Origin of the sequence: Aureibaculum flavum (genome assembly GCF_016406085.1) — a bacterium.
In the GTDB taxonomy this organism is placed as follows: domain Bacteria; phylum Bacteroidota; class Bacteroidia; order Flavobacteriales; family Flavobacteriaceae; genus Aureibaculum; species Aureibaculum flavum.
The window spans coordinates 47,130-68,170 of the sequence record NZ_JAEHFJ010000007.1; the positions used below are offsets into that span (position 1 = coordinate 47,130).

The 21,041-nt window shown below is 30.0% G+C and carries 21 protein-coding genes and 1 tRNA gene; 16 read left to right on the plus strand and 6 right to left on the minus strand.

What is annotated here, in order from left to right:
• Positions 1–17: 17 nt before the first annotated feature.
• Positions 18–320 carry a ribosome hibernation-promoting factor, HPF/YfiA family gene (gene hpf / locus JBL43_RS14160; protein ID WP_198842067.1) on the minus strand — a complete coding sequence of 101 codons (303 nt, stop codon included), beginning with the start codon at positions 318–320 and terminating at the stop codon, positions 18–20.
• Between the two features lie 84 nt (positions 321–404).
• Between hpf and JBL43_RS14165 the strand changes: the two genes are divergently transcribed.
• Positions 405–1,631 (plus strand): metallophosphoesterase, encoded by a 1,227-nt coding sequence (locus JBL43_RS14165; protein WP_198842068.1) that lies wholly within the window; start codon positions 405–407, stop codon positions 1,629–1,631.
• Between the two features lie 95 nt (positions 1,632–1,726).
• Positions 1,727–2,365: an SIMPL domain-containing protein gene (locus JBL43_RS14170; protein WP_198842069.1), complete on the plus strand. Its 639-nt coding sequence runs from the start codon at positions 1,727–1,729 to the stop codon at positions 2,363–2,365.
• A 47-nt stretch (positions 2,366–2,412) separates the two neighbouring features.
• On the opposite strand, the gene JBL43_RS14175 is transcribed toward JBL43_RS14170, so the two are convergent.
• Positions 2,413–2,748: a c-type cytochrome gene (locus JBL43_RS14175; RefSeq protein ID WP_198842070.1), complete on the minus strand. Its 336-nt coding sequence runs from the start codon at positions 2,746–2,748 to the stop codon at positions 2,413–2,415.
• Between the two features lie 249 nt (positions 2,749–2,997).
• On the opposite strand from JBL43_RS14175, the gene JBL43_RS14180 reads away from it, so the two are divergent.
• Both JBL43_RS14180 and JBL43_RS14185 read left to right on the plus strand, forming a co-directional pair.
• Positions 2,998–3,339, plus strand: a complete 342-nt coding sequence (locus JBL43_RS14180) for an L-rhamnose mutarotase (RefSeq protein WP_198842071.1) — start codon at positions 2,998–3,000, stop codon at positions 3,337–3,339.
• 79 nt (positions 3,340–3,418) lie between these two features.
• Complete coding sequence (locus JBL43_RS14185; RefSeq protein ID WP_233098790.1) at positions 3,419–4,018, plus strand: pseudouridine synthase; 600 nt, start codon at positions 3,419–3,421, stop codon at positions 4,016–4,018.
• Between the two features lie 461 nt (positions 4,019–4,479).
• On the opposite strand, the gene JBL43_RS14190 is transcribed toward JBL43_RS14185, so the two are convergent.
• The 3 genes from JBL43_RS14190 to JBL43_RS14200 form a co-directional block, all read right to left on the minus strand.
• Positions 4,480–4,554 (minus strand) — tRNA-Pro (locus JBL43_RS14190).
• Positions 4,545–4,748 (minus strand): GIY-YIG nuclease family protein, encoded by a 204-nt coding sequence (locus tag JBL43_RS14195; protein ID WP_198842201.1) that lies wholly within the window; start codon positions 4,746–4,748, stop codon positions 4,545–4,547. Before JBL43_RS14195 ends, JBL43_RS14190 begins: the two co-directional genes overlap by 10 nt.
• Positions 4,749–4,967: 219 nt before the next feature.
• Positions 4,968–5,486: a mechanosensitive ion channel domain-containing protein gene (locus JBL43_RS14200; protein ID WP_198842072.1), complete on the minus strand. Its 519-nt coding sequence runs from the start codon at positions 5,484–5,486 to the stop codon at positions 4,968–4,970.
• Between the two features lie 118 nt (positions 5,487–5,604).
• Here JBL43_RS14200 and JBL43_RS14205 point away from each other — a divergent pair, with 118 nt between their 5' ends.
• The 9 genes from JBL43_RS14205 (at position 5,605) to JBL43_RS14245 (ending at position 15,565) form a co-directional block, all read left to right on the plus strand.
• Positions 5,605–6,498 carry an aldose 1-epimerase family protein gene (locus JBL43_RS14205; protein WP_198842073.1) on the plus strand — a complete coding sequence of 298 codons (894 nt, stop codon included), beginning with the start codon at positions 5,605–5,607 and terminating at the stop codon, positions 6,496–6,498.
• 221 nt (positions 6,499–6,719) lie between these two features.
• The gene (locus JBL43_RS14210; RefSeq protein WP_198842074.1) at positions 6,720–7,130 is read left to right on the plus strand and encodes a response regulator; all 411 of its coding nucleotides are present in this window, start codon (positions 6,720–6,722) and stop codon (positions 7,128–7,130) included.
• Positions 7,131–7,670: a heme NO-binding domain-containing protein gene (locus tag JBL43_RS14215; RefSeq protein WP_198842075.1), complete on the plus strand. Its 540-nt coding sequence runs from the start codon at positions 7,131–7,133 to the stop codon at positions 7,668–7,670.
• Positions 7,670–9,646, plus strand: coding sequence for a PAS domain S-box protein (locus tag JBL43_RS14220; RefSeq protein ID WP_198842076.1), 1,977 nt, complete (start codon positions 7,670–7,672; stop codon positions 9,644–9,646). The genes JBL43_RS14215 and JBL43_RS14220 overlap by 1 nt, the downstream gene beginning before the upstream one ends.
• Before the next feature lie 2 nt (positions 9,647–9,648).
• Positions 9,649–10,782, plus strand: coding sequence for an FIST signal transduction protein (locus JBL43_RS14225; protein WP_198842077.1), 1,134 nt, complete (start codon positions 9,649–9,651; stop codon positions 10,780–10,782).
• On the plus strand, positions 10,782–11,849 hold the full coding sequence (locus JBL43_RS14230) for a sensor histidine kinase (protein ID WP_198842078.1): 1,068 nt from the start codon (positions 10,782–10,784) through the stop codon (positions 11,847–11,849). The genes JBL43_RS14225 and JBL43_RS14230 overlap by 1 nt, the downstream gene beginning before the upstream one ends.
• On the plus strand, positions 11,836–12,153 hold the full coding sequence (locus JBL43_RS14235) for an Hpt domain-containing protein (protein WP_198842079.1): 318 nt from the start codon (positions 11,836–11,838) through the stop codon (positions 12,151–12,153). The genes JBL43_RS14230 and JBL43_RS14235 overlap by 14 nt, the downstream gene beginning before the upstream one ends.
• Positions 12,154–12,163: 10 nt before the next feature.
• Positions 12,164–12,874 carry a LytR/AlgR family response regulator transcription factor gene (locus tag JBL43_RS14240; protein ID WP_198842080.1) on the plus strand — a complete coding sequence of 237 codons (711 nt, stop codon included), beginning with the start codon at positions 12,164–12,166 and terminating at the stop codon, positions 12,872–12,874.
• 108 nt (positions 12,875–12,982) lie between these two features.
• A complete protein-coding gene (locus JBL43_RS14245) occupies positions 12,983–15,565 on the plus strand; it encodes a DUF6923 family protein (protein ID WP_198842081.1) in 2,583 nt (860 codons plus the stop codon).
• A gap of 90 nt (positions 15,566–15,655) precedes the next feature.
• Here JBL43_RS14245 and JBL43_RS14250 read toward each other — a convergent pair whose 3' ends face one another.
• Positions 15,656–17,716, minus strand: coding sequence for a tetratricopeptide repeat protein (locus JBL43_RS14250; RefSeq protein ID WP_198842082.1), 2,061 nt, complete (start codon positions 17,714–17,716; stop codon positions 15,656–15,658).
• Between the two features lie 157 nt (positions 17,717–17,873).
• Between JBL43_RS14250 and JBL43_RS14255 the strand changes: the two genes are divergently transcribed.
• From JBL43_RS14255 to JBL43_RS14265, 3 genes are all read left to right on the plus strand, one after another.
• A complete protein-coding gene (locus JBL43_RS14255; protein ID WP_198842083.1) occupies positions 17,874–18,152 on the plus strand; it encodes an STAS domain-containing protein in 279 nt (92 codons plus the stop codon).
• Between the two features lie 315 nt (positions 18,153–18,467).
• Positions 18,468–19,718: an oligosaccharide flippase family protein gene (locus JBL43_RS14260; protein ID WP_198842084.1), complete on the plus strand. Its 1,251-nt coding sequence runs from the start codon at positions 18,468–18,470 to the stop codon at positions 19,716–19,718.
• 119 nt (positions 19,719–19,837) lie between these two features.
• Positions 19,838–21,040: a glycosyltransferase gene (locus JBL43_RS14265; RefSeq protein ID WP_198842085.1), complete on the plus strand. Its 1,203-nt coding sequence runs from the start codon at positions 19,838–19,840 to the stop codon at positions 21,038–21,040.
• Position 21,041: the final 1 nt, after the last annotated feature.

Sequence of the window (21,041 nt, forward strand, 5' to 3'; positions counted from 1 at the left end):
TTAATTGACCCTAATTTTTAAGAATGTGTTTTCATGGATGCCTTCCGTTTTTGTAATTGCTTTTCTATATCTTTAATTGTTGCATCAGTAGCAGCTTCCCAACTGTTTTCATCAGAAGTTGCAAAAATTAAAGGTCCAGGTAAGCTTAATCTTATATCACATATTTTACCCTTTCCTGTAGGGTCATTTTCTAATTTGTAAGATACATCTGCTTTAATAATCCAATCATATTTTTTTTCTAATTTTTCTAAACGTTCTGTAACAAACGTTTCCATCGTCTCACTTGTTGGCATTTTTACGAATTGAATAATTATTTCCATATTAGTTTATTTTTAATTAATAATAGTTAAATTTAATACACTATTCTTAGATAAAAAAATTATCGTGTTATTATAATTTAAAAAATGAAATCGTTTTCCTTTTTTACTATCGTTCTATTATGTATTACCATTTTGGCAATTGATGTTTTAGCATTTCTTGGATTGCAACCTATGCTAACTTTAATTAATTCCCCATTAATTAAAACTGCTATTGATATTTCTTTTTGGTTATTCTCTTTGGGATTGATTATTTCAATCTTAATTTTAAAAATTAAAATGGACTCCATACATCCAGGAAGAAAACAGCTTTTAATTTCAAGTTTATACGGTTTAACAGTATCTTCTTTTATTCCAAAATTAATTTTTGTTGTGGTCATTGCTATACTATATTTTACAAATCAATTAGTGCCAAATTCTAAATGGTTCATTATTGTGCTAGCATTGCTTTCCGGATTTTTACCATTTTTTGTAATTGTGTATGCCATTTTTAAAGCAGCTTATAGATTCAAAGTATATGATGTTGATGTAGCATTTGATTATTTGCCTGAAGATTTTATAGGTTTTAAAATTGTTCAAATTTCTGACGTTCACATTGGTAGTTTTAATTATCGATATAAAATTTTAGAAAGGGCAGTGGAACTCATTAATGAATGTAAGCCTGATCTTATTTTTTTTACTGGAGATATGGTTAATAATTATGCGTGGGAACTCAATGGTTGGTCTAAGATTTTTGAAAAACTAGAGGCTAAACAAGGAAAATTTGCCGTTTTAGGTAATCATGATTATGGCGATTATAGTCAATGGAAAAGACCAAAAGACAAAAAAAATAATTTTGAATCCATAAAATATTTCTTTAAAAAAATAGATTTCAATTTATTATTAAATAATGCTGTAATTATTAAACGAAACTCTAGTGAAGTTGCTATTGTTGGGGTCGAGAATTGGGGTTATCCACCTTTTAAGCAATATGGTAATTTAGATAAAGCGTTAAAGGGAATGGAATCTGTTCCGTTTAAAATATTATTATCTCATGACCCTTCACATTGGCCAGCAGAAGTTATTGATAAAACCAATATTGCGTTAACGCTTTCAGGGCATACACACGGTATGCAAGCTGGATTTAATTTAAAAAACAAAAAATGGAGCCCGATACAATATAAATATAAACACTGGGCAGGGCTTTACAAACAAAACAACCAATATTTATATGTTAATAGAGGCTTGGGGTGGCTAGGTTTTCCGGGTAGAATTGGAATGAGGCCTGAAATTACGGTCCTTACATTGAGTAGAGCCCCCAAAAAGCAGGGGTGAAATTTCCCCCAATTAGGGTTTGTTTAAACATCTTCTTTTTGTGCATTTTTGTAATGCATATAAATCAAAAATTAATACTACTAAAATAATCAATTATGAAATTAGAAAACACAAACAACCTTCGAAATATGAAATTGTTAGCCTTACTTTTTATAATGATAAGCTCTTTTTCTTTTGCTCAAATAGATAAATCATATATTGATGTTAGCGGACAAGTTGAGTATTCAAGAGAGGTAGATAAATATTCAGCTACCATTATTGTATCTGAAGACTTAGCCTATAATAGTTATGATGAGAATACAAGTTTTGAAAAAATAAAAAGTGACTATTTTGATAAATTGAAAAGTAATAATGTTGATGTGTCAAAATTGAAGGAAGATGCCTTGGCCTATACAGCCATGGGATATAGAAAAAAAGGAATGGTGTATCAATTTGAAACTACTTCTCAATCAAAGTTTATTGAATTGCTTTCGACAGGTTTTTCAGGTGTTAATATTAATGAAAAATATGTATATTATAAACCATTAACTTCTCAGCAAGTTGAAGACTTATCAAAGAAAGCCATTGAAGATGCCAAGACTAGAGCTGAACTGATTGCGAAAAGTGCAGGAAAAAAAATTGGAACTATACTTACCTTAAATAATTATAGAGAAGAAAGTAAAAGAGCGTTTTATAGCACTAGAGATCTTACAGATCATATTTTTTCAGTAAACGTTAGATACGAGTTACAATAATATTACTAAAAAGTGATAGCCGAATAATTAGATTTAATCGGCTATTTTTATTTAAAACTATTCTTTTCCCAATCTTTAATTAATTCTATTTGCTCAGAGGTTAAAACGTCACCTTGCGGAGGCATAGAGCCATCTTCAACGCGTCCTATTAAGTCTCTATTGAGAACTGCATCTTTAACGTTTTCTAAGGTAACTAATGCCATTGGAGCTCCATTTTTTTGAGGGTCTGAATGACAGCTATTACATTTACTGTCAATTAAATTTTTAATGTTTGTTGTGTAGGTAATGTTATTTATAGGTTCGTCAACTGGGTCATCATCTTTTGAAGTACATGAGGTAAACGTTAAAATAAAAATTGTAATAAAAATTAAATTTTTCATCATGAAATTGTTTTAATGATAGTCCCTGAATTATAAGTAAACTTATTTTTTAAAATATTATTTGATTTTACAAGCAGATTTATAAAATGAAATGTTTTTATGGTTTCGTATTTCAGACTTAATTTTTCGGAATATTTCCAGTTAATTTTAAAAATGGATTCAAATTGCTGTTTTGTTTGAGAACTATTAAAGTCTATTACTTTAAATTTGTAAGATGTAGTAGCAAAATATATTTTGGATTAAAAAATAAATATGGAAACAAAAAGATATTGCTTTTCTTGCGATTTAAAAGATGACTCTAAATTAATTGCGGAATACAAGGAATACCATGCGGCAGGAAATATATGGCCAGAAATCACGAAAAGTATTAAAGATGCCGGTATTGTCGATATGCAAATTTACGTTACGGGAAATCGTATGTTTATGATTATGGAAGTTGATAAAACGTTTAGCTTTGAAAGAAAAACAGAGATGGACGCCAATAATCCTAAAGTACAAGAATGGGAAAAGTTGATGTGGAACTATCAACAAGCATTACCTTGGGCAAAAGAGGGAGAAAAATGGATAGCGTTAGATAGCATTTTTAAGCTCTAATTATTTACAGACTATTTGTTGTGGAAAATTATAAAAGAGAAGTTATATTGATTTTAAAGTTTTATAATAAAACACATACATGCTAACCCATCCTATGTTAACTAAAGAGATACATCACCATTTCATATTTCACAAGCCTTACGGTTATTTAAGTCAATTTGTAAATAACCAAAACAAAAGGAAAAATAAACGTTTAATAGGTGAACTTCATGATTTTCCTGAGGGAGTAATGGCAATAGGTCGTTTGGACGAAAACTCTGAAGGTTTATTGTTATTAACTACTGACGGTAAGAAGAGTGAACATATCCGTAGTAAAAAGGTTGAAAAGGAGTACTATGCATTAGTAGATGGTGTTATTAATGATGATGCCATTGAAGCACTACAAAAAGGGATAATAATAGGAGTAAATGGAGAAGAATATACAACGAAACCATGTAGAGCATTTCACGTACACTCGTTAACAGAATATCCTATTGAAGATAGAAAAGTAAGAGATGAACGACATGGTCCTAAAAGCTGGGTAGGTATAGTGTTAACAGAAGGTAAATTTAGACAAGTACGCAAGATGACTGCGGCGGTAGGGTTTCCAACATTACGATTAGTGCGGGTTAGAATAGGTAATGTAAAACTTGAATTACCCGCCGGTGTAGTAAAGGAAGTTGATGATTTTGATGCTTAAAAAAAGTATGACATTTTTTATTACCACAACGATTTAAAATTCAACGACGTTGGTAATGTCTTCAATTAAAAAAAGTCTAAAATCAAATGATTTTGGTTTTTTTAATAGGCCGGGGCGAGAGGATTATTCGCTTCGCTCATGATCCTGAAGAGGATTCGTAGCTAAAGAAAACATTTATTCGCTTTGCTCATATTTTTTTTGTTTTATTCAAGTCTCTGAGCAAGCTCAAACTTGTAAAAACAAAAAAACTTTTCATGTTCATGAAAAGTTTTCTTTTGTCGGGGCGAGAGGATTATTCGCTTTGCTCATGATCCTTAATGGGCTTTGTTGCTTATTAAAAGCCAAATTGCTAACGCAATTTACTGTCTTTTATCATTTGTCCACTTACATTCAACTTTGTTGATGACGTGTTCAAATAAAAAAAGCCTAAAAAATTGTAAAATTTTTTAGGCTTTTAATAGTCGGGGCGAGAGGATTCGAACCTCCGATCTCTGGTCCCCCAGACCAGCACTTTAACCGGACTAAGCTACGCCCCGAATTTTATATTATTATCTTCTAAAAATCTTTTAGCACCTCTTTTTTTTATTTTTCTTTCAATAGTAACAGCCTCATTTCTAGATAAAACTTCAAATTTGTAAACCAATTTCCAAGGTATACCATTTTTAGTAGATTTCACTTGTCCTTTATTATGTCTAATTATTCTTTCTTCAAAATTATTAGTTTGGCCTATATAAAATCTATTCTACAACGAACTAAACATTATATATACTTCAAATGCTACCAACTTTTATTTAATTTTTTATTAAAAATTATTTATATACATTGAACCTCCGATCTCCACGCTCACGGCGTGGCACTTTAATCATGCCTTAGGCTTGATAGACCGGACTAAGTCCTGTCACGCCAATGGCGTGGTACGCCCCGAAATGGGTTGGCTAAAATAAAAATATTATCCAACATCATCGTCATCTAAATGCTCTAAAATTTCTATGCCATGCTGTAAAACTATTGAATTTGGTATGGTTATGTTTTCTCCTTTGTCTGTTTTCATAAAAAGAAAGAATCCTGAAATATCCGTTACCGTTCCAACCCAATCATAATCTTTGTCAATAATTCTAATTCTATGGCCAATTCTTACGGGATGATTAAAAAATAAAATCACGCTTGCGGTGAGGTTTGAAAGAATTGACCATTGGGCGATAAAACCAACTCCCAAAACGGCCAAAATTGAAGATATAAAAACGGTAAAATCCCTAAAGTCAACACCCCATATTATCGCTATAAAAACACCTAACAGAATATATAATATTAAATAATGAAGGTTTAAAATAATCTTTCTTCTATTTAAATCTATAGATTTTAAAATGGTAAATTTCTTAATGGCTAGTTTAATTAATTGACCAATAATTAATAAAGAAACAATTAAACCTATTGTTAATAGAATTTGATACTTATGGTTAATAATCATTAGATTTAATATAAATAGAATTAAGTTGCAAAATTAATACTTTAGCGGTAAATTTATCTACTTTAACCCTCCGTTTTTACTAATAAAATAAATAAAAAAACTTTTAACTAACCTAACCATGGCCGAAATCAGTAACAAAAAAAAATATGTTTTAAAAAATAATTATTTAACCTTAACTGTTAAAAAAAATGGTGCCGAAATGGTTAGTTTAAAAAAGGATAATACTGAATATGTTTGGCAAGCAAATACTCAATTTTGGGCAAGACATGCTCCTATTCTATTTCCGATTGTGGGAAGATTAATTGACAATGAATATCTGTATAAGGGTCAACATTATAGTATGAACCAGCACGGTTTTGCTAGAGATAGTGATTTTGAAGTAATTGATAAAACAGATAATAGTATTTGTTTAGAATTATCTAGTACTGAAAAATTGAAAAAAATATACCCCTTTAACTTTAAACTACAAGTTGCCTATACCTTAGAAGATAGGTCATTACGAACAGAATATACAATAATAAATCCATCCAAAAATGATGATTTATATTTCTCAATTGGTGCTCATCCTGCGTTTAATTGTCCTTTTGAAAAAGGGCACTCAAGAAATGAATATCAATTGATTTTTGATAAACAACTAGCTCCGGAATCAGATGTAATAGAAGATGGCTTACGTTGTACTAAAACATCAAAAGTATTTGAGGAAAAAGGTTTGTTAACGATACACAATTCGCTTTTTGACAATGACGCTATAATTTTTAATCCTAACCCATTTTCTAAAGTAACGTTTGTACATAAACCTTCTCAAAAAGCCTATATGAGTGTTTCATTTACGAATTATCCATATTTAGGAATTTGGTCTTCAAATCAAGATGCTCCATTTGTTTGTATAGAACCATGGCATGGAATTACTGATCATAAAGATCACAATAAAGAATTACCTCAAAAAGAAGGTGTTATTAAGCTTGTAGCTAATGAGAAATTTAGTTGTGAATTTACAGTTGAGGTGCTATAGTGTTGAAATTAATTACTTTAAATTTTAATAATGGTAGTGTGAAATTCAGAAATAAGGATTATTTTGCTAATATTTTTATTAGTGAATTCTAATATTAAAAACCATTCGTCGACACTTTCAGGTTAATCACCTATAGTAAAAGTGCAATTAACCAATGATTATTTTTAAATAATGGATTAGGATTACTTTTATAGTCTAATTAGACTAAAATAAGTGGTAAAATGAAAAATTTGAAAGTATTATTAATCGAAGATGATTTAATAGAAGTAATGAAATTTAAGCGAGCTATTTCTTCGCTGGATCTAAATCATCAAGTAATTGAAGCCAATAATGGTGAAGATGCCTTAAAGATTTTAGAAGAAAAAGACAATATTCCCGACATAATCTTGTTAGACTTAAACATGCCTAAAATTAACGGAATAGAATTTCTATCTATACTTAAAAAGGATAGTACTCTAAAATATGTACCAACTGTTATTCTTACAACCTCAAGCAATCAACGAGATTTATTGGCATGTTACGAAATTGGAATTGCCGGTTATGTGCTAAAACCTTTAAAGTATGAAGAATACGTTGTTAAAATTGAAAAATTATTAGCGTATTGGAGTATTAATGAATTAAAAAAAATATAAATGAAAGGAATTGTTTTTACTGAGTTTTTAGATTTAGTTGAAGATAAATTTGGACTAGAAATGGTTGATAAAATAATCAATGAATCCGATTTAGAATCAAATGGAGCTTATACGGCTGTTGGAACCTATAGTTTTTCTGAAATGTTACAACTGTTACAACACCTTAGTAAAAACACCGGTATTTCTATAGATGACTTATTATTGGTTTATGCTGAACACTTTTTTGCCGTATTAGCTGATAGTTATCCTGGACTTATTGAAAAATATAATGACCCTATAGAAATGTTAGCATCAATTGAAAATCATATTCATATTGAAGTTAGAAAAATATATCCGGATGCTGAACTTCCTACTTTTGAAATTTTAGAAAGAACAGACAATTCCTTAATTATGATTTATAAGTCTAGCCGAGCTATGCATTATTTTGGATTAGGTTTAATGAATAAAACTTTTGAGCATTTTAATTCTTCTGCCACTATTGATTTAGAAAAAATAAAAGAAGATGGTACTGAAGTTAAGTTTACAATTCATAAAAATTAATGAGTCAGGATCAGGTAGACATATTAAAACGAGCATTAGCTAGAGAGAAATCTGCAAGAAAACAAGCTGAAAAAATATTAGAGCACAAAGCAACCGAACTCTTCGAAGTCAATCAGAAGTTAAAAAAATCTAATATAGGTTTAGAAAAATTACTTTTAAGAACGGATTCGCAATTGCAAGGTGTTTTTGAAAATATTGTAGATGCTTATGTTATTATTGATCTATCTGGAAACATTCTTAAGATGAATGATGCCGCTGTATCCTTACTGGGGTTTAAACATGCTAAAGAAAATTTTAACCTCATGAAAATGGTTCACTTTAGTGAATTAAAAAGAGTTCAAGAGTCATTTAAAAATCTTTTTGACGAAGGATCTATAACAGACTTTAATGTTAATCTAATAACAAAAGATAAACAATCAAAAATTGTTCATATCAATGCGAGTATAATTTATGACGAAGGAGTTCCGGTGGCTGCCCAAGGTATTGTTAGAGACATTACCAAAGAAAAAGCACATGAAGAACAACTAATTGCATCAGAAAGTAGATTATCTACACTTATTCTTAATTTAGATAGTGGTGTCGTACTTGAGGATGAAAATCGAAACATTGTACTTACTAATAATAAATTTACTGAGCTTTTTAATATTGATAGTGCCCCAAGTGAATTAATAGGACAGGATTGTTTAGCATCTTCAAAGCAGAATAGTGTTTTATTTAAAAATCCGGAAGGTTTTTTAAATAGAATGCGAGAAATCGATGCAAAAAAGGAGACGGTAATTGGTGATGAGTTGGAAATGGTTAATGATAAAATTTTAGAACGAAATTATATACCAATAGTTCAAGGAGAGCAATTGAAGGGGTATTTATGGACTTTTAAAGATGTTACTCTCAACAGAACTTATAGGAAAAGTTTAGAGGTTGAAAAACAAAAATACTATAGCATAATTTCTAATATGAATTTAGGCTTGATAGAGGTAGATCTTAATGATAGAATTTTGATGGTAAATCAAAGTTTGGTTAATATGACGGGCTATTCTGAAAAAGAACTAATAGGTATAAAAGGAAAGGACATTCTTCCTTTAAAAAAGGATGAAGGTATATTAAAGGAAAAGTTACGCGAAAGGAAGCAAGGAAAAACAGAGTCTTATGAATTGAGAATAAAAACTAAGGCAGGAGAAATTAGACATTGGTTGGTAAGTGGTGCACCTAATTATAACATTAAAGGTGAAATCATAGGTTCAATAGGTATCAACTTTGATATTACCGAAATTAAAAACCTTCAGCTTCAAAAGGAAAGTTTACTTAAAAAGTTGGAGAAAAGTAATGACGAACTACATGAATATGCTCATATCGTTTCACACGATTTAAAATCACCTTTACGCAGTATTTACGCACTAACAACTTGGCTTAAAGAAGATAATAAAGATAAACTAGACGCTACGAGCGTACAAAATTTTGATCTCATAGAGTCCACTTTAGAGAAAATGGAACAGTTAATTACTGATATCCTAAAATATTCAAGTATTGGTTCTGATGAACATGATAAGGTACATGTAGATATTGATACACTAATAAAAGACTTATTAGAAATTAGTTATACACCAGATCATATCAAAATAAATGTTCAAAATGAATTGCCAATTATTTTGGGTAATAAGACAAAGCTTCAGCAGTTATTTCAAAACCTTATAAGCAATGCCGTAAAATTTATAGATAAAGAGGAAGGCTTTATAGATATATGTTTTGAAGAACTTGAAAATCACTATCAATTTTCAGTTAAAGATAACGGAATGGGGATTGATGAAAAATTCCATGATAAAATATTTAAAATATTCCATTCACTAAATAAACGAAAAGATTCTACGGGTATAGGATTATCTATTGTTAAAAAAATTGTTGAATTACACGAGGGTGAAATTTGGTTAGAAAGTCAACCTAACGTAGGTACAACTTTTTACTTCACGTTAAAAAAATAAAAATGAAAATAGTTCAATTACAAAAAAATAAAGGTAAAAATTGGATGTACATATCCCCAGAGCAAAAATTAACCAATCCGTTAGTTCTTGTTTTTGGAAATAGATTTCTATTAGAAGACTCTGAGATCTACAGTGAAATTAAAACAATATTTCCTGACGGACACATTGTTTTTGGTTCAACATGTGCAGATATAATAGGTGACACAGTTGATGAGGAAAGTATCTCAATTACAGCAATGGAATTTGAAAAAAGCCAATTTTTAATTAAGACAAGTAATATTATAAATACAGAGTTAGATAGTTTTAAAACCGGAAATAATCTTATTAAACAATTACCTTCAGAAGGTTTAAAATTTATTTATGTTATTTCAGAAGGTAGTTTTGTTAATGGAAGCGAATTAACAAAAGGTATGAATGCTGCTACTGATAATAACATATTAATAACAGGTGGTTTATGCGGTGATGCAGCACGTTTTGAAAAAACACTTGCCTCATATAATGAAGCTCCGAAAGAAGGAGAAATAGTAGCTATTGGTTTTTATGGTGAAACATTAGAAGTTACATTCTCTATTTATGGAGGTTGGACACCTTTTGGACCAGAACGTATTGTTACAAAATCAGAGGCAAATGTGTTATTTGAACTAGATAACCAACCCGCACTAGATTTATATAAAAAATATTTAGGAGAAAAGTCGAAAGAGTTACCAGGATCCGCTTTATTGTATCCGTTAAATGTAAAATCTAATGATGAAAAACAATCTATTGTTAGAAGTATATTAAATATTGATGAAGATAATAATGCTGTAATTTTAGCTGGAGATATTCCAGAAAACTCTAAAGTGCAATTGATGATGACACATGTTGATAATATTGCAAATGCATCTGAAAGAGCAGCGAAACAAGCTTTAGAATTAAGGCAAAACAAACCGGAATTGGCTCTTTTAGTAAGTTGTATTGGTAGAAAATTAGTCTTAGACCAACGTGTTGAAGAAGAAATAGAAGAAGTCTTAAACGTTGTGGGCACTGAAACTGTTCTATCTGGATTTTACTCTTATGGAGAAATAGCACCTTTTCATGGAGAAAATAAGTGTCAATTACATAATCAAACCATGACAATAACGCTAATAAGCGAATAATGAACTCTTTATTAAAACGGCAAATTCGTAAATATTTAAATGATGCTCAAGTAGCTGACAAAAATCTAGAACAATTTTTGGAGGCTATTAATAGCTCCTATAATAACTTTGACGAGCAATTTACCATGCAGCAAAGAGCTATGGGAATTAGTTCAGAAGAATTGTTTGATGCAAATCAACAATTAAGAGAAGAATCTAAAGTTCAGCAAGAAGTTATTAATAAATTAAAGCGGGTAATAGAAACCCTCAAATTTTACGATTTACCAGAGCATGAAACTAAGGGAAACTTAGAATTAGACGGTTTAAAATTGGTAGAATTTATCGATAACCAAACTAAAGAAATTGTTCAGATAAATAAACAACGAGAAATATTATTAAGTGAACTGGCGTATCAAAATCAAGAATTAAGTGATTATGCTCACATGGTTTCTCACGATTTAAAATCACCGTTGCGAAGTATAGATTCATTAACAGCATGGTTAAAGGAAGATTATCAAGAAGTGATTGATGAAAAGGGAAAAGAAAGTCTAGAATTAATACGTAATAATGTTGAAAAAATGGAATTGCTAATTAATGGTATTTTAGAGTATTCAACCATAGGTAATAACAAAGAAGAATTTTACGACGTAAATATTGATGTACTTTTTAATGATATAATTAATTTAATAGAAGTACCTGAACATATTACAATTCATAAATCAAAAGTATTACCGCGTATAAAAGGAGATAAATACAGGTTACAACAGTTGTTTCAAAATTTAATTACGAATGCCATTAATTACAATGACAAAGAAAAAGGCATTATAGAAATAGGTTACGAAGATAAAAATGATTTTTGGCAGTTTTACATAAAAGATAATGGTATTGGCATAGATCAGGCTTATTTTGAAAAGATTTTTAAAACCTTTCAGAAATTAGAAAATAAAATTGGATCTACAGGCATTGGACTATCCATAGTTAAGAAAATTGTCGATTTATATGGTGGAAAAATATGGCTAGAATCGCAATTAACTAAAGGAACTACATTTTATTTTACATTAAAAAAAGAACCATATGGAACAACCTAATTTATCATATATTAATAGCATGTCAGGTGGTGATAAAGCCTTTGAACAAAAACTTATTGAAATAATAAAGTTAGAGTTTCCAGAAGAAAAAAAGATATATTTCTCAAATTTTAATGCAAAGGATTTTAAACAAATTGCTGAGAATGTTCATAAACTTAAACATAAAATTAGTATTTTAGGGCTTGAAAAAAGTTATGAGGTTGCAGTAGCTTATGAAAATAATTTACATGATGGTAATACAGACCTTCATGAACAGTTCGAAGCTATATTAACTACCATAACTAATTATCTAGAACTTTTATAATTAGTGATTTATGAATTGTATTATTATTGATGATGAAGCCACGGCCAGACTTATAATTAATCAATTATGCTCTAATATAAAAAGCCTTACGGTTGTAGATGATTTTCCAAATGCAATTCAAGCTATTAAGTTTTTAAATCAAAATGAGATAGATTTAATATTTTTGGATATCCATATGCCTGATTTTACGGGCTTTGACTTTATTGATACATTAAAAAATCCACCAAAAATTATTTTAACAACATCAGATGCTAATTTTGCAATTCAAGCATTTGAATACGATTGTATTGTAGATTATTTAGTAAAACCAATTACTCCAGAACGTTTTCAAAAAGCCATTTTAAAAGCTGAATCTATAAAAACGGAAGTTAAAAAATCTATAAAAATTGATAAAGAAAGTACTTTGTCTGATAATCATTTATATGTTAACATAGATAGGCGGTTAATTAAAATTGATATTCCTAGTATTTATCTGGTTGAGGCAAAAGGTGATTATATTCGTGTAAAAACCGAAGATAAAAATTATACAGTGCATTCAACCTTAAAAAAAATAGAAGATAAATTACCTAAAGATTTGTTTTTAAAAGTACATCGCTCTTTTATCATAAACATAAAAAAGATCATTGATATAGAAGATAATAGTGTGTTGATTAAGAAAGATGTAATTCCTGTAAGTCGTTCAAATAGGCCAGAATTAATGAAACGGTTGAACTTGCTTTAAATACTTAACTGCCGTATTAAACCATTCGTCTACACTTACCTTTCATCCAACGAATATTAAAATTAAAGCTTCCCGAGTACTATAAATTTGTGGTATAAAATATATATCATGAAAAAATTATTATTTCTTTTTATACTAAGTTTCATAAATGTAAACGCTCAAGATGTTCCGTTTAACTGTGATTACAATGCATACCTTTTTCAAAACAATGATGTTTATGCAATTGACTTAGCATCAGGAAATTCATATACGGTTGCTACCGATATAACAAAGGGAAGTGTTAATGCAACGGCCTATAACCCTGCAGATGGTTTTATATGGGGTTCATTAAGTAGCCCAGAAAAATCAATAGTACGTATTGGTAAGAATTTTCAAACCACTACCTATTATATAGATGAATTACCTTCTAGCAGTCGTTATGTAGGTGATGTTAGTTCTAAAGGTATCTATTATTTGAAAGGTGGTGGTAAAACGTATTATAAAATTGATTTGAATCCTGAATCTGATAATTATACAAAATATATTGGTACAGAGAACTTATCTCAAAGTATAAGTGTGCACGATTGGGCTTTTAATGCGGTAGATGGAAACTTATATGCCGTAGAAAAAAAGACTAATATTTTATATAGAATTAATCCTGAAACTAGTAATGTACAATCACTAGGAGTTGTGCCTATTCTAACGGGATTAAATTATACTTATGGAGCTGTATACTTTGATGCTTCTGGACGTTTTTATGTATCTGCAAATCAAACAGGAACTATTTATGTTATTCAAAAGGTACAAGATTTAAATGGTAAAAATGGTATGGATTCGAACTTATTCGCATTTGGTCCTTCAAGCTCAAGTAATGATGGTGCTCGTTGTCCTACCGCTCCAGTAGTTCAAGAAGATTGTACTAATGGTATAGATGATGATGGTGATGGTTTAATTGACTGTGAAGATCCTTCGTGTTCAGGTTATGCTGCTTGTCCTGTACTTGTAGCTCCAACTTCAACTGCTAATTCTGGTGGGTTAGAAAGTAATAATAGATTGTCGCAACAAATTAGTAAACGAAATTTTGAACGTACTAAAACGAGTTATAAGTTTGACAAGGCAACCGCTAAAAAGCTTTCAAAATCAATGGGGTATGCAAAGAAATCAAATAAAGTAGGTATAGAATTAACTGATTTTATTCCTTTTGGTACTATTGGAGAAGATAACATTATAGAATCGTCTCCGACAGATTTAATTAAAATAACAAATGCTACCAATATATATTCGGTAGATTACATGAAAGAAAATCAAGCCGTTGCTTCCATTTTATTACTTGAAACAGAAAAAGGTGTATATGAGCATACCAAATACATTTGCGATCGATTATTAGGAGCGGAACTAATTTCAGTATCAACTATTGAAATAAAAGAACAACAATTTATTAAAGCACTAATAAGAAATATAGATGGTTCGTTAGAGTTCGTATTAAGTTTATCAGCAAAACCAACAAACAGTAATAGTAATTTTGAAATTGAAAGTCACTGGAATTTAGATAGATATGAAAAGGAAGTTCCTTACTATAACTTTCAAATTTGGTCAAATTCTTTAGATGATTTATTAAAGTTAGGTGAAGAAGTACTAAATTTATTAGATGTACAAAAGCCAGTAACAAGTTATAATAATTCTACACCGCCAACAGTATTTGTTAGAAAAGGAAAATACATTAACGGTAAGTTAGATTTAGAGATTGTAAATACCAACAAGAGTAAGTCAGTAGTTTTTGATGGCGGATTAAGAGCAAGTGAAACAGGTTTTTTGGAGTATGTATCCACAAATGTAGATTTGGATGGTAATTACATATCTAATGTGCAGGTAGATGCTGGTAACTTATTTGATATAGGGTTTAGAATTGGTGATGGTTTAAATACACCGGATGATTTATTTATGTCTGATGGACCTTGGGGATATGATGATGCAGCTCCAAGTACATCAGTAATGAAATATAACATTGAATCGAATGATTATACTTTTAATGATGATGATTTTCCAATTGAAAGAAATATAGAAATAGAAGCAACAACGAGTGAATATATAGCTGCCTATAGGGCGTTAACTCCGAAATTCAGTCCTATAGATTTATCAGATTATAACAGTTTGAAATTGAAGGCAAAAGGAACAGGGACGCTAATAATTAGATTAGTGAAAAAAGGTATTTCCAATTGGGAAATTCAATTTAAAACTTCAATTACATTAACCGAAAATTTACAAGATTTTACGGTACCTTTTTCAGATTTCACATCTAATAATGGTGAAAGTTTAGAATTAACAGATGTAACTTCATTGGTTTTTACGATGCTTGCAGAAAGTGGTGCTAAAGAGACTAAAGAAATGAACTTAAAACAATTGCGTTTTTCAACAGGTAAGACGTTGGCAGTTGAAAATGTAAACAGCAATGATAATTTATTAAACCCTATTGCTGTTCCAAACCCAATGATTAATAGTACAAAGATTCATTTTACCTCAGAGCATGCTGAAAAAGTAACCTTATTGGTATATAGCCAATTAGGTTCATTGATAAAACAGGTGTCAATTCAAACCGTTGTCGGAAAAAATGAGATACCTCTAAACAGAGATAATTTGTCTCCAGGTATTTATCTATGCAAGGTAAAAAGTAATTATGTCAATTATAAAACAACCAAACTAATTGTAAAGTGATTATTGGGGAATATTCATTAGTGTTAAGGCAAAAGAGTTTCTCTTTTGCTTTTTTTTCTTGGATCTAAAAATAAATAGGAGATACTATTTCTACTTTCTAAAGACAGGAGAATCAAATAAATACCATTTAAAACGAATCCCAATTTCAGTAAATGTAAAACCAGCAGCAGTGGCAGAAGCAATATTACTTCGTGTTCCGAAAATATTAGCTGCAGCACGCGATGAAAATTTATATCCTAATTTAGCTTGGATTCTGTAGGTACTTTGACTACTATCATCTTCAATATATTGCAATCCTGTGGCTGCAGTTAACTCATAAAACCATTCCTTTGGTTTGGTTATAACTTCATCTTTTATCAAATTAACAAATACCTCAACAGCATTAAATTTATTAGGACTAAAATAGACAGTTGGTACTTGATTTTTGAAAGTAATATATTGGTAGTTTAAACCAGCCTTTAAAGAGGGTTTACTTAAAATATTATAGTATAAAGATGTGAACAATAGATTTCTTGTATTATCGTCATTTTGAGAGGTGTAATAGTATTGTGTAAACCAACCTAATTTAAAATTAGTACTTAAATTATAATTTGCATAATAGTTGTTTTGTACAATTTCACGATCTAATAATTCAGCATTAAAACTTTGTATTTCACGTTTGTAACCAATATCTAATGTCTGTAATTTAAACGGTTTAATATTAAAAGACAGGTCTGTTAATAGCTGTGTATAGTCTGTGTCATTTGCATTAGCGGCCATTATACCTGCTGTACCTCTAAAAGTGATGTTGGGTAATAGCTGATAAGCCAAACCTAAACTAAAATCATTAGAAGTAGCCTTATTATCGGTTACAGAATTACTTGTATTTCTGTAATTGTAACTACCCAATACTTTCAGTTTCGTAGATAACGGAAATTCTAAGTTGTTGTTAAAAGCAAATGCTTCATTGTCTCCATTGTCAAAAGTATACGAAGCTTTTCCTTCATACGATGGCGTAAAACTTGTATTTAAGTTTTTTATAAAATTTGAGGCATCTTTTTGGTTGTTATAAAACTTTAACGTGTTTTCAGCTGAGGTATATGCACCGTTATAAAAACCCAGTGCTTTTAAAGCGTTAGCTTTTCCTAAATTACCGTCAAAAGAGGTACTGTCGTTAACTAAAATTTGGTTGTAATCCGTAACACTCTTTTTAAAATCACTTTTATAAATGTTTAGCGTTGCACGTAAAGCTAATATCCAGTTTTCGTTAGTATTGGTTTTTACTAAATTAGCAATAAGATTATCTGCGGGTTTAAATTTCTTATTCCAAATTAGGGCTTGAATATGACGTTCTGTAGTAGGTTGTACAAGTGATTTGTCAGTAATTGTATCTAAACTGTTATAGGCTTGTTTGCTAAGTTCTAGAGCTTCTTTTTCTTTTCCGTTTAGGTGAGATACCAATGCCAATCCATTTAAAGCTGTTATTTTATTATTTGGTTCAGTGGCTAAAAGATCATATGTAGCTTTTGCATCATCCAACCTGTTTGCAATTAAATAAAGGTTAGCTAAGTTTAACAACGTTTCTTTGTCATTCTTAAAAAGGGTTAGGTTTTCCTTTAAAAGTGATTCTGCTTCATTGTATTTTTGTGCTTGTTGTTTTTGATAGGCATAGCCTAAATACATATACTTTTTAGAAGTTAATGCGTTAGGATTTCCTGGTAAAACTTCTAATGCTTTGTTTACATAAACTAAAGCATCTTCGTATTCTTTTAAATTAGAAAGTGTATTGGCATAACTTAATAAAGCAGGGAAACTTTTCGGGTCTTCATCTATCAAACTTTTAAAATAGGTTTTAGCTTTGGTAAAATTGCTATTCCATAATAAGGACTCTCCATAATTAAGTTTTACTTCAAAATCGCTAGGGTAATCAGCCAAAAGATTTGTGAATAAGGTATTGGCTTCTTCAGGTTTTCCATTAAGTCCAATGGCACGCCCATAACATAAACGTGCAGTTTTATTATCTGGATAGTCTTTTAAAACGGTTTGAAAAAACGTTTCCGCTTCTGCATATTTTCCTGTTTCTAAATACGTAAAACCTTCTTGCATCTCTTGAGAATAGATAACAGTAGATGCTAAAACGGAAAACAGAAGCAATAGCTTTTTCATAATCATAGTGTAATAAATTTAATAGAAATCAGAGTTAATCATTAGTAATTAATCATTCGTCTATAGAAAACTATCAACTTAACGAAATTCAATTACCTTTTATTCTTTTAGTATTGATATTTGTATCATAAATAAAGCAATATAAATTTAATAAATAGAAATTATGGACATTAAAATATCAAAAACGGATAATATATTTAACGTAGAAGGACAAATTAACTGGTCTACAGCAAATTATTTTAAAACGCATTTTACTATTACGCTTAACTCTTCAAGAGAATTGACTATTGATATTAATAAAGTCTCAGAAATTGATGATAGCGGGATGTTGGCTTTAAAATCAATTTATGCAAATGCTTTAAAATGGAATAAACCATTTTCTATCGTTGGTACAAGTTCAAATGATCTCTATAAGGAATTTCGTTCTATTGACCGAGCTTAATAAAAAACAAAATTAGGTGCAGCGTCATTTCTTTTAAACAACATGCTCTAGTTTTTATCGTTATAGAAATAATTAATTTTAGTACAGCTAAACACTTAACATACTTGTTACCATATGGTAAAGGTATAGCATTAACGAATAAAAGTAAATGCAAACGGATTCCAACTATATTATATAAAGCTTTAAAAACTTTTTATAAAATAAAGTCAAACCTCCTCTTTAAGTTTATTTAGCTCCAGTTGTAAGACACTGTACGATAGTTTCAATAATAATAAATAATTTTAAGAAGTACACTGTTTTCAAAAAAATAAACAAATGCAATTTATAGCCTCATTAAAATCTAAAAAAATTACTCCAGAACAATTATTTATGATAAGTGTTTTGATAGTAAATGGAGGTAATTATTTATACAATTTGATTCTTGGTCGCTTATTAGGGCCAGCTCAATTCGCTGATGCCGCTGTTTTAATTACGTTCTTATTGGTATTAAGCTTTGCAGCAATGACTTTTCAATTGGTAACGGCTAAATTTTCGGTCCTTTTTGAAAATGAAATTTTAAAAAGTTTTATTTCAAAAGTATACAAAAATGCCTTTGTTGTGGGTATTATTATGGGATTACTAATAGTTGTTTTTGCCAAACAACTACAAACTCTCTTTAATACTTCATCAGCAAATATGTTTATTGTTTTTGGCTGTGGCGTGCCGCTTTATTTTTTAATGAGTGTTAATCGTGGTGTATTTCAAGGTAAAAAGAACTTCAAATCATTATCCATTACGTATCAAGGTGAAATGCTCAGTAGATTAATTATTACGCTAGGACTTATTTTGATTTTTGACATACAATCTTCGGTAGTAATTGCTATTGGTATAATCGCTTCTTTTGTGTTCGGACTGATACCTTTTAAGATGCCAACACTTATACCAAAGAAAGCTTTAGCATTAAGTAAATCGCATTCAAAAGAAATAAGAGCTTTTTTTATAATCACCGTATTTTATGAATTAACCCAAATCATAATCAATAATAGTGATATTCTATTGGTAAAACATTATTTTGAGTCGTATGAGGCAGGTTTATATGCGTCGTTAGCATTAATTGGTAGGATCGTTTATTTTATCGCTTGGATGTTTGTGATGTTACTCTTACCAACGGTAGTTCAATTAAAAAAAGATGGAAAAGAAACCGCATCTATACTTTTTAAATATGTAGGTTATATAGCCGCAATATCTATAGTTATAATAGTACTTTGCTTAAGTTTTCCTGAAACTATAATTACACTTTTATTTGGAGATAGTTATATCGCTATGGCTCCATTATTATGGAAGTATGCCATCGCTACTTCAATGTTTGCCATATCTAATATTTTCGCTTACTACTACTTGTCTTTAGATAAATATGTACCTGTTGTTATTACAGGTGTGTTTGGTGTATTGCAAATGGGATTGGTTATTTTTTTTCACGACAGTTTAGAGCAAGTAGTTCATATGCAAATAATAGCGATGTTATTATTACTAGGTATTCAATTAGCATTTTTTAAATACAATCAAATAAAGGAAAAAACGAGTTAATCTAAAGAAAATTACCATTCAACGATGGTAAAGGTTATTCTAACTAATTGTACCTAGTTTCGAATACATAAAGAGTGAAATTTGCATCATAATTAATACAATATATAAATTAAGAGATCATGAAATTAGCAATCGTTACAGCATATCCTCCTAGTAAAGTTACTTTAAATGAATACGCATATCATTTAGTAAAACACTTCAGACAAAAAGAAGAAGTAACGGAATTGGTATTATTAACCGATTTTACAGAAGGTGCAAAGGATATTGAATTTACGGAAGCTGGTTGTAAGATTACGGTTAAGGAATGTTGGAAATTTAATAGCTATACAAACTTGTTTAAGGTAACTAAAGCGATAAATAAAATGAAACCAGATGCAGTGTTGTTTAATTTACAATTTATGAAATTTGGTGATAAAAAAGTAGCTGCCGCTTTAGGTTTAATGCTACCATTAGTATGTAAGCTTAAGAAAATACCTAATGTTGTTTTACTTCATAATATCTTAGAAGAAGTAGATTTAGGAAGTGCTGGTTTTACGACTAATAAATTAATGCAAAAGATTTACGGATTTATAGGTTCTACATTAACAAGATTAATACTTCAAGCGGATACTGTTGCGGTTACTATGGAGAAATATGTGACTATACTTGAAGCTAAATATAAAGCAAAAAATGTAAAGTTAATTCCGCACGGTACATTTGAAATTCCTGAAGAACCAGATTATAAAGTACCTACAAAACCAATGCAGATTATGACGTTTGGTAAGTTTGGAACGTATAAAAAAGTAGAGGGAATGATTGAAGCCGTTGAGAAAGTTAGAAAATCAACAGGTTTAGATCTAGAAGTTGTTATTGCAGGAACTGATAATCCAAATGTTCCCGGATATTTAGCAAAAGTGGAAGAAGATTACAAACATATTCCACAAGTACGTTTTACAGGCTATGTGGAAGAAAATGAAGTACCAACAATTTTCAACGAAAGTGCAGTAGTTGTTTTTCCATATACTTCTACAACAGGTAGTTCAGGCGTTTTACATCAAGCGGGTAGTTACGGTAAGGCTGTAATTATGCCAGATTTAGGAGATTTAGCCTTGTTAGTACAAGATGAAGGTTATAAAGGGGAGTTCTTTGAGCCTACTTCTGTAGATAGTTTAGCAAGTGCTATTGAAAGTATCGTAACTAATGAAGCTTATAGAATAGAATTAGGTAAAGCAAATTATAAAGCGGCAACAGCATTGCCAATGAGTACAATTGCTGATATGTATTTGAATACTTTTGATACTATTATTGCTAAAAAAACAAAAGGTACTGCGGTGACTGCTTAAT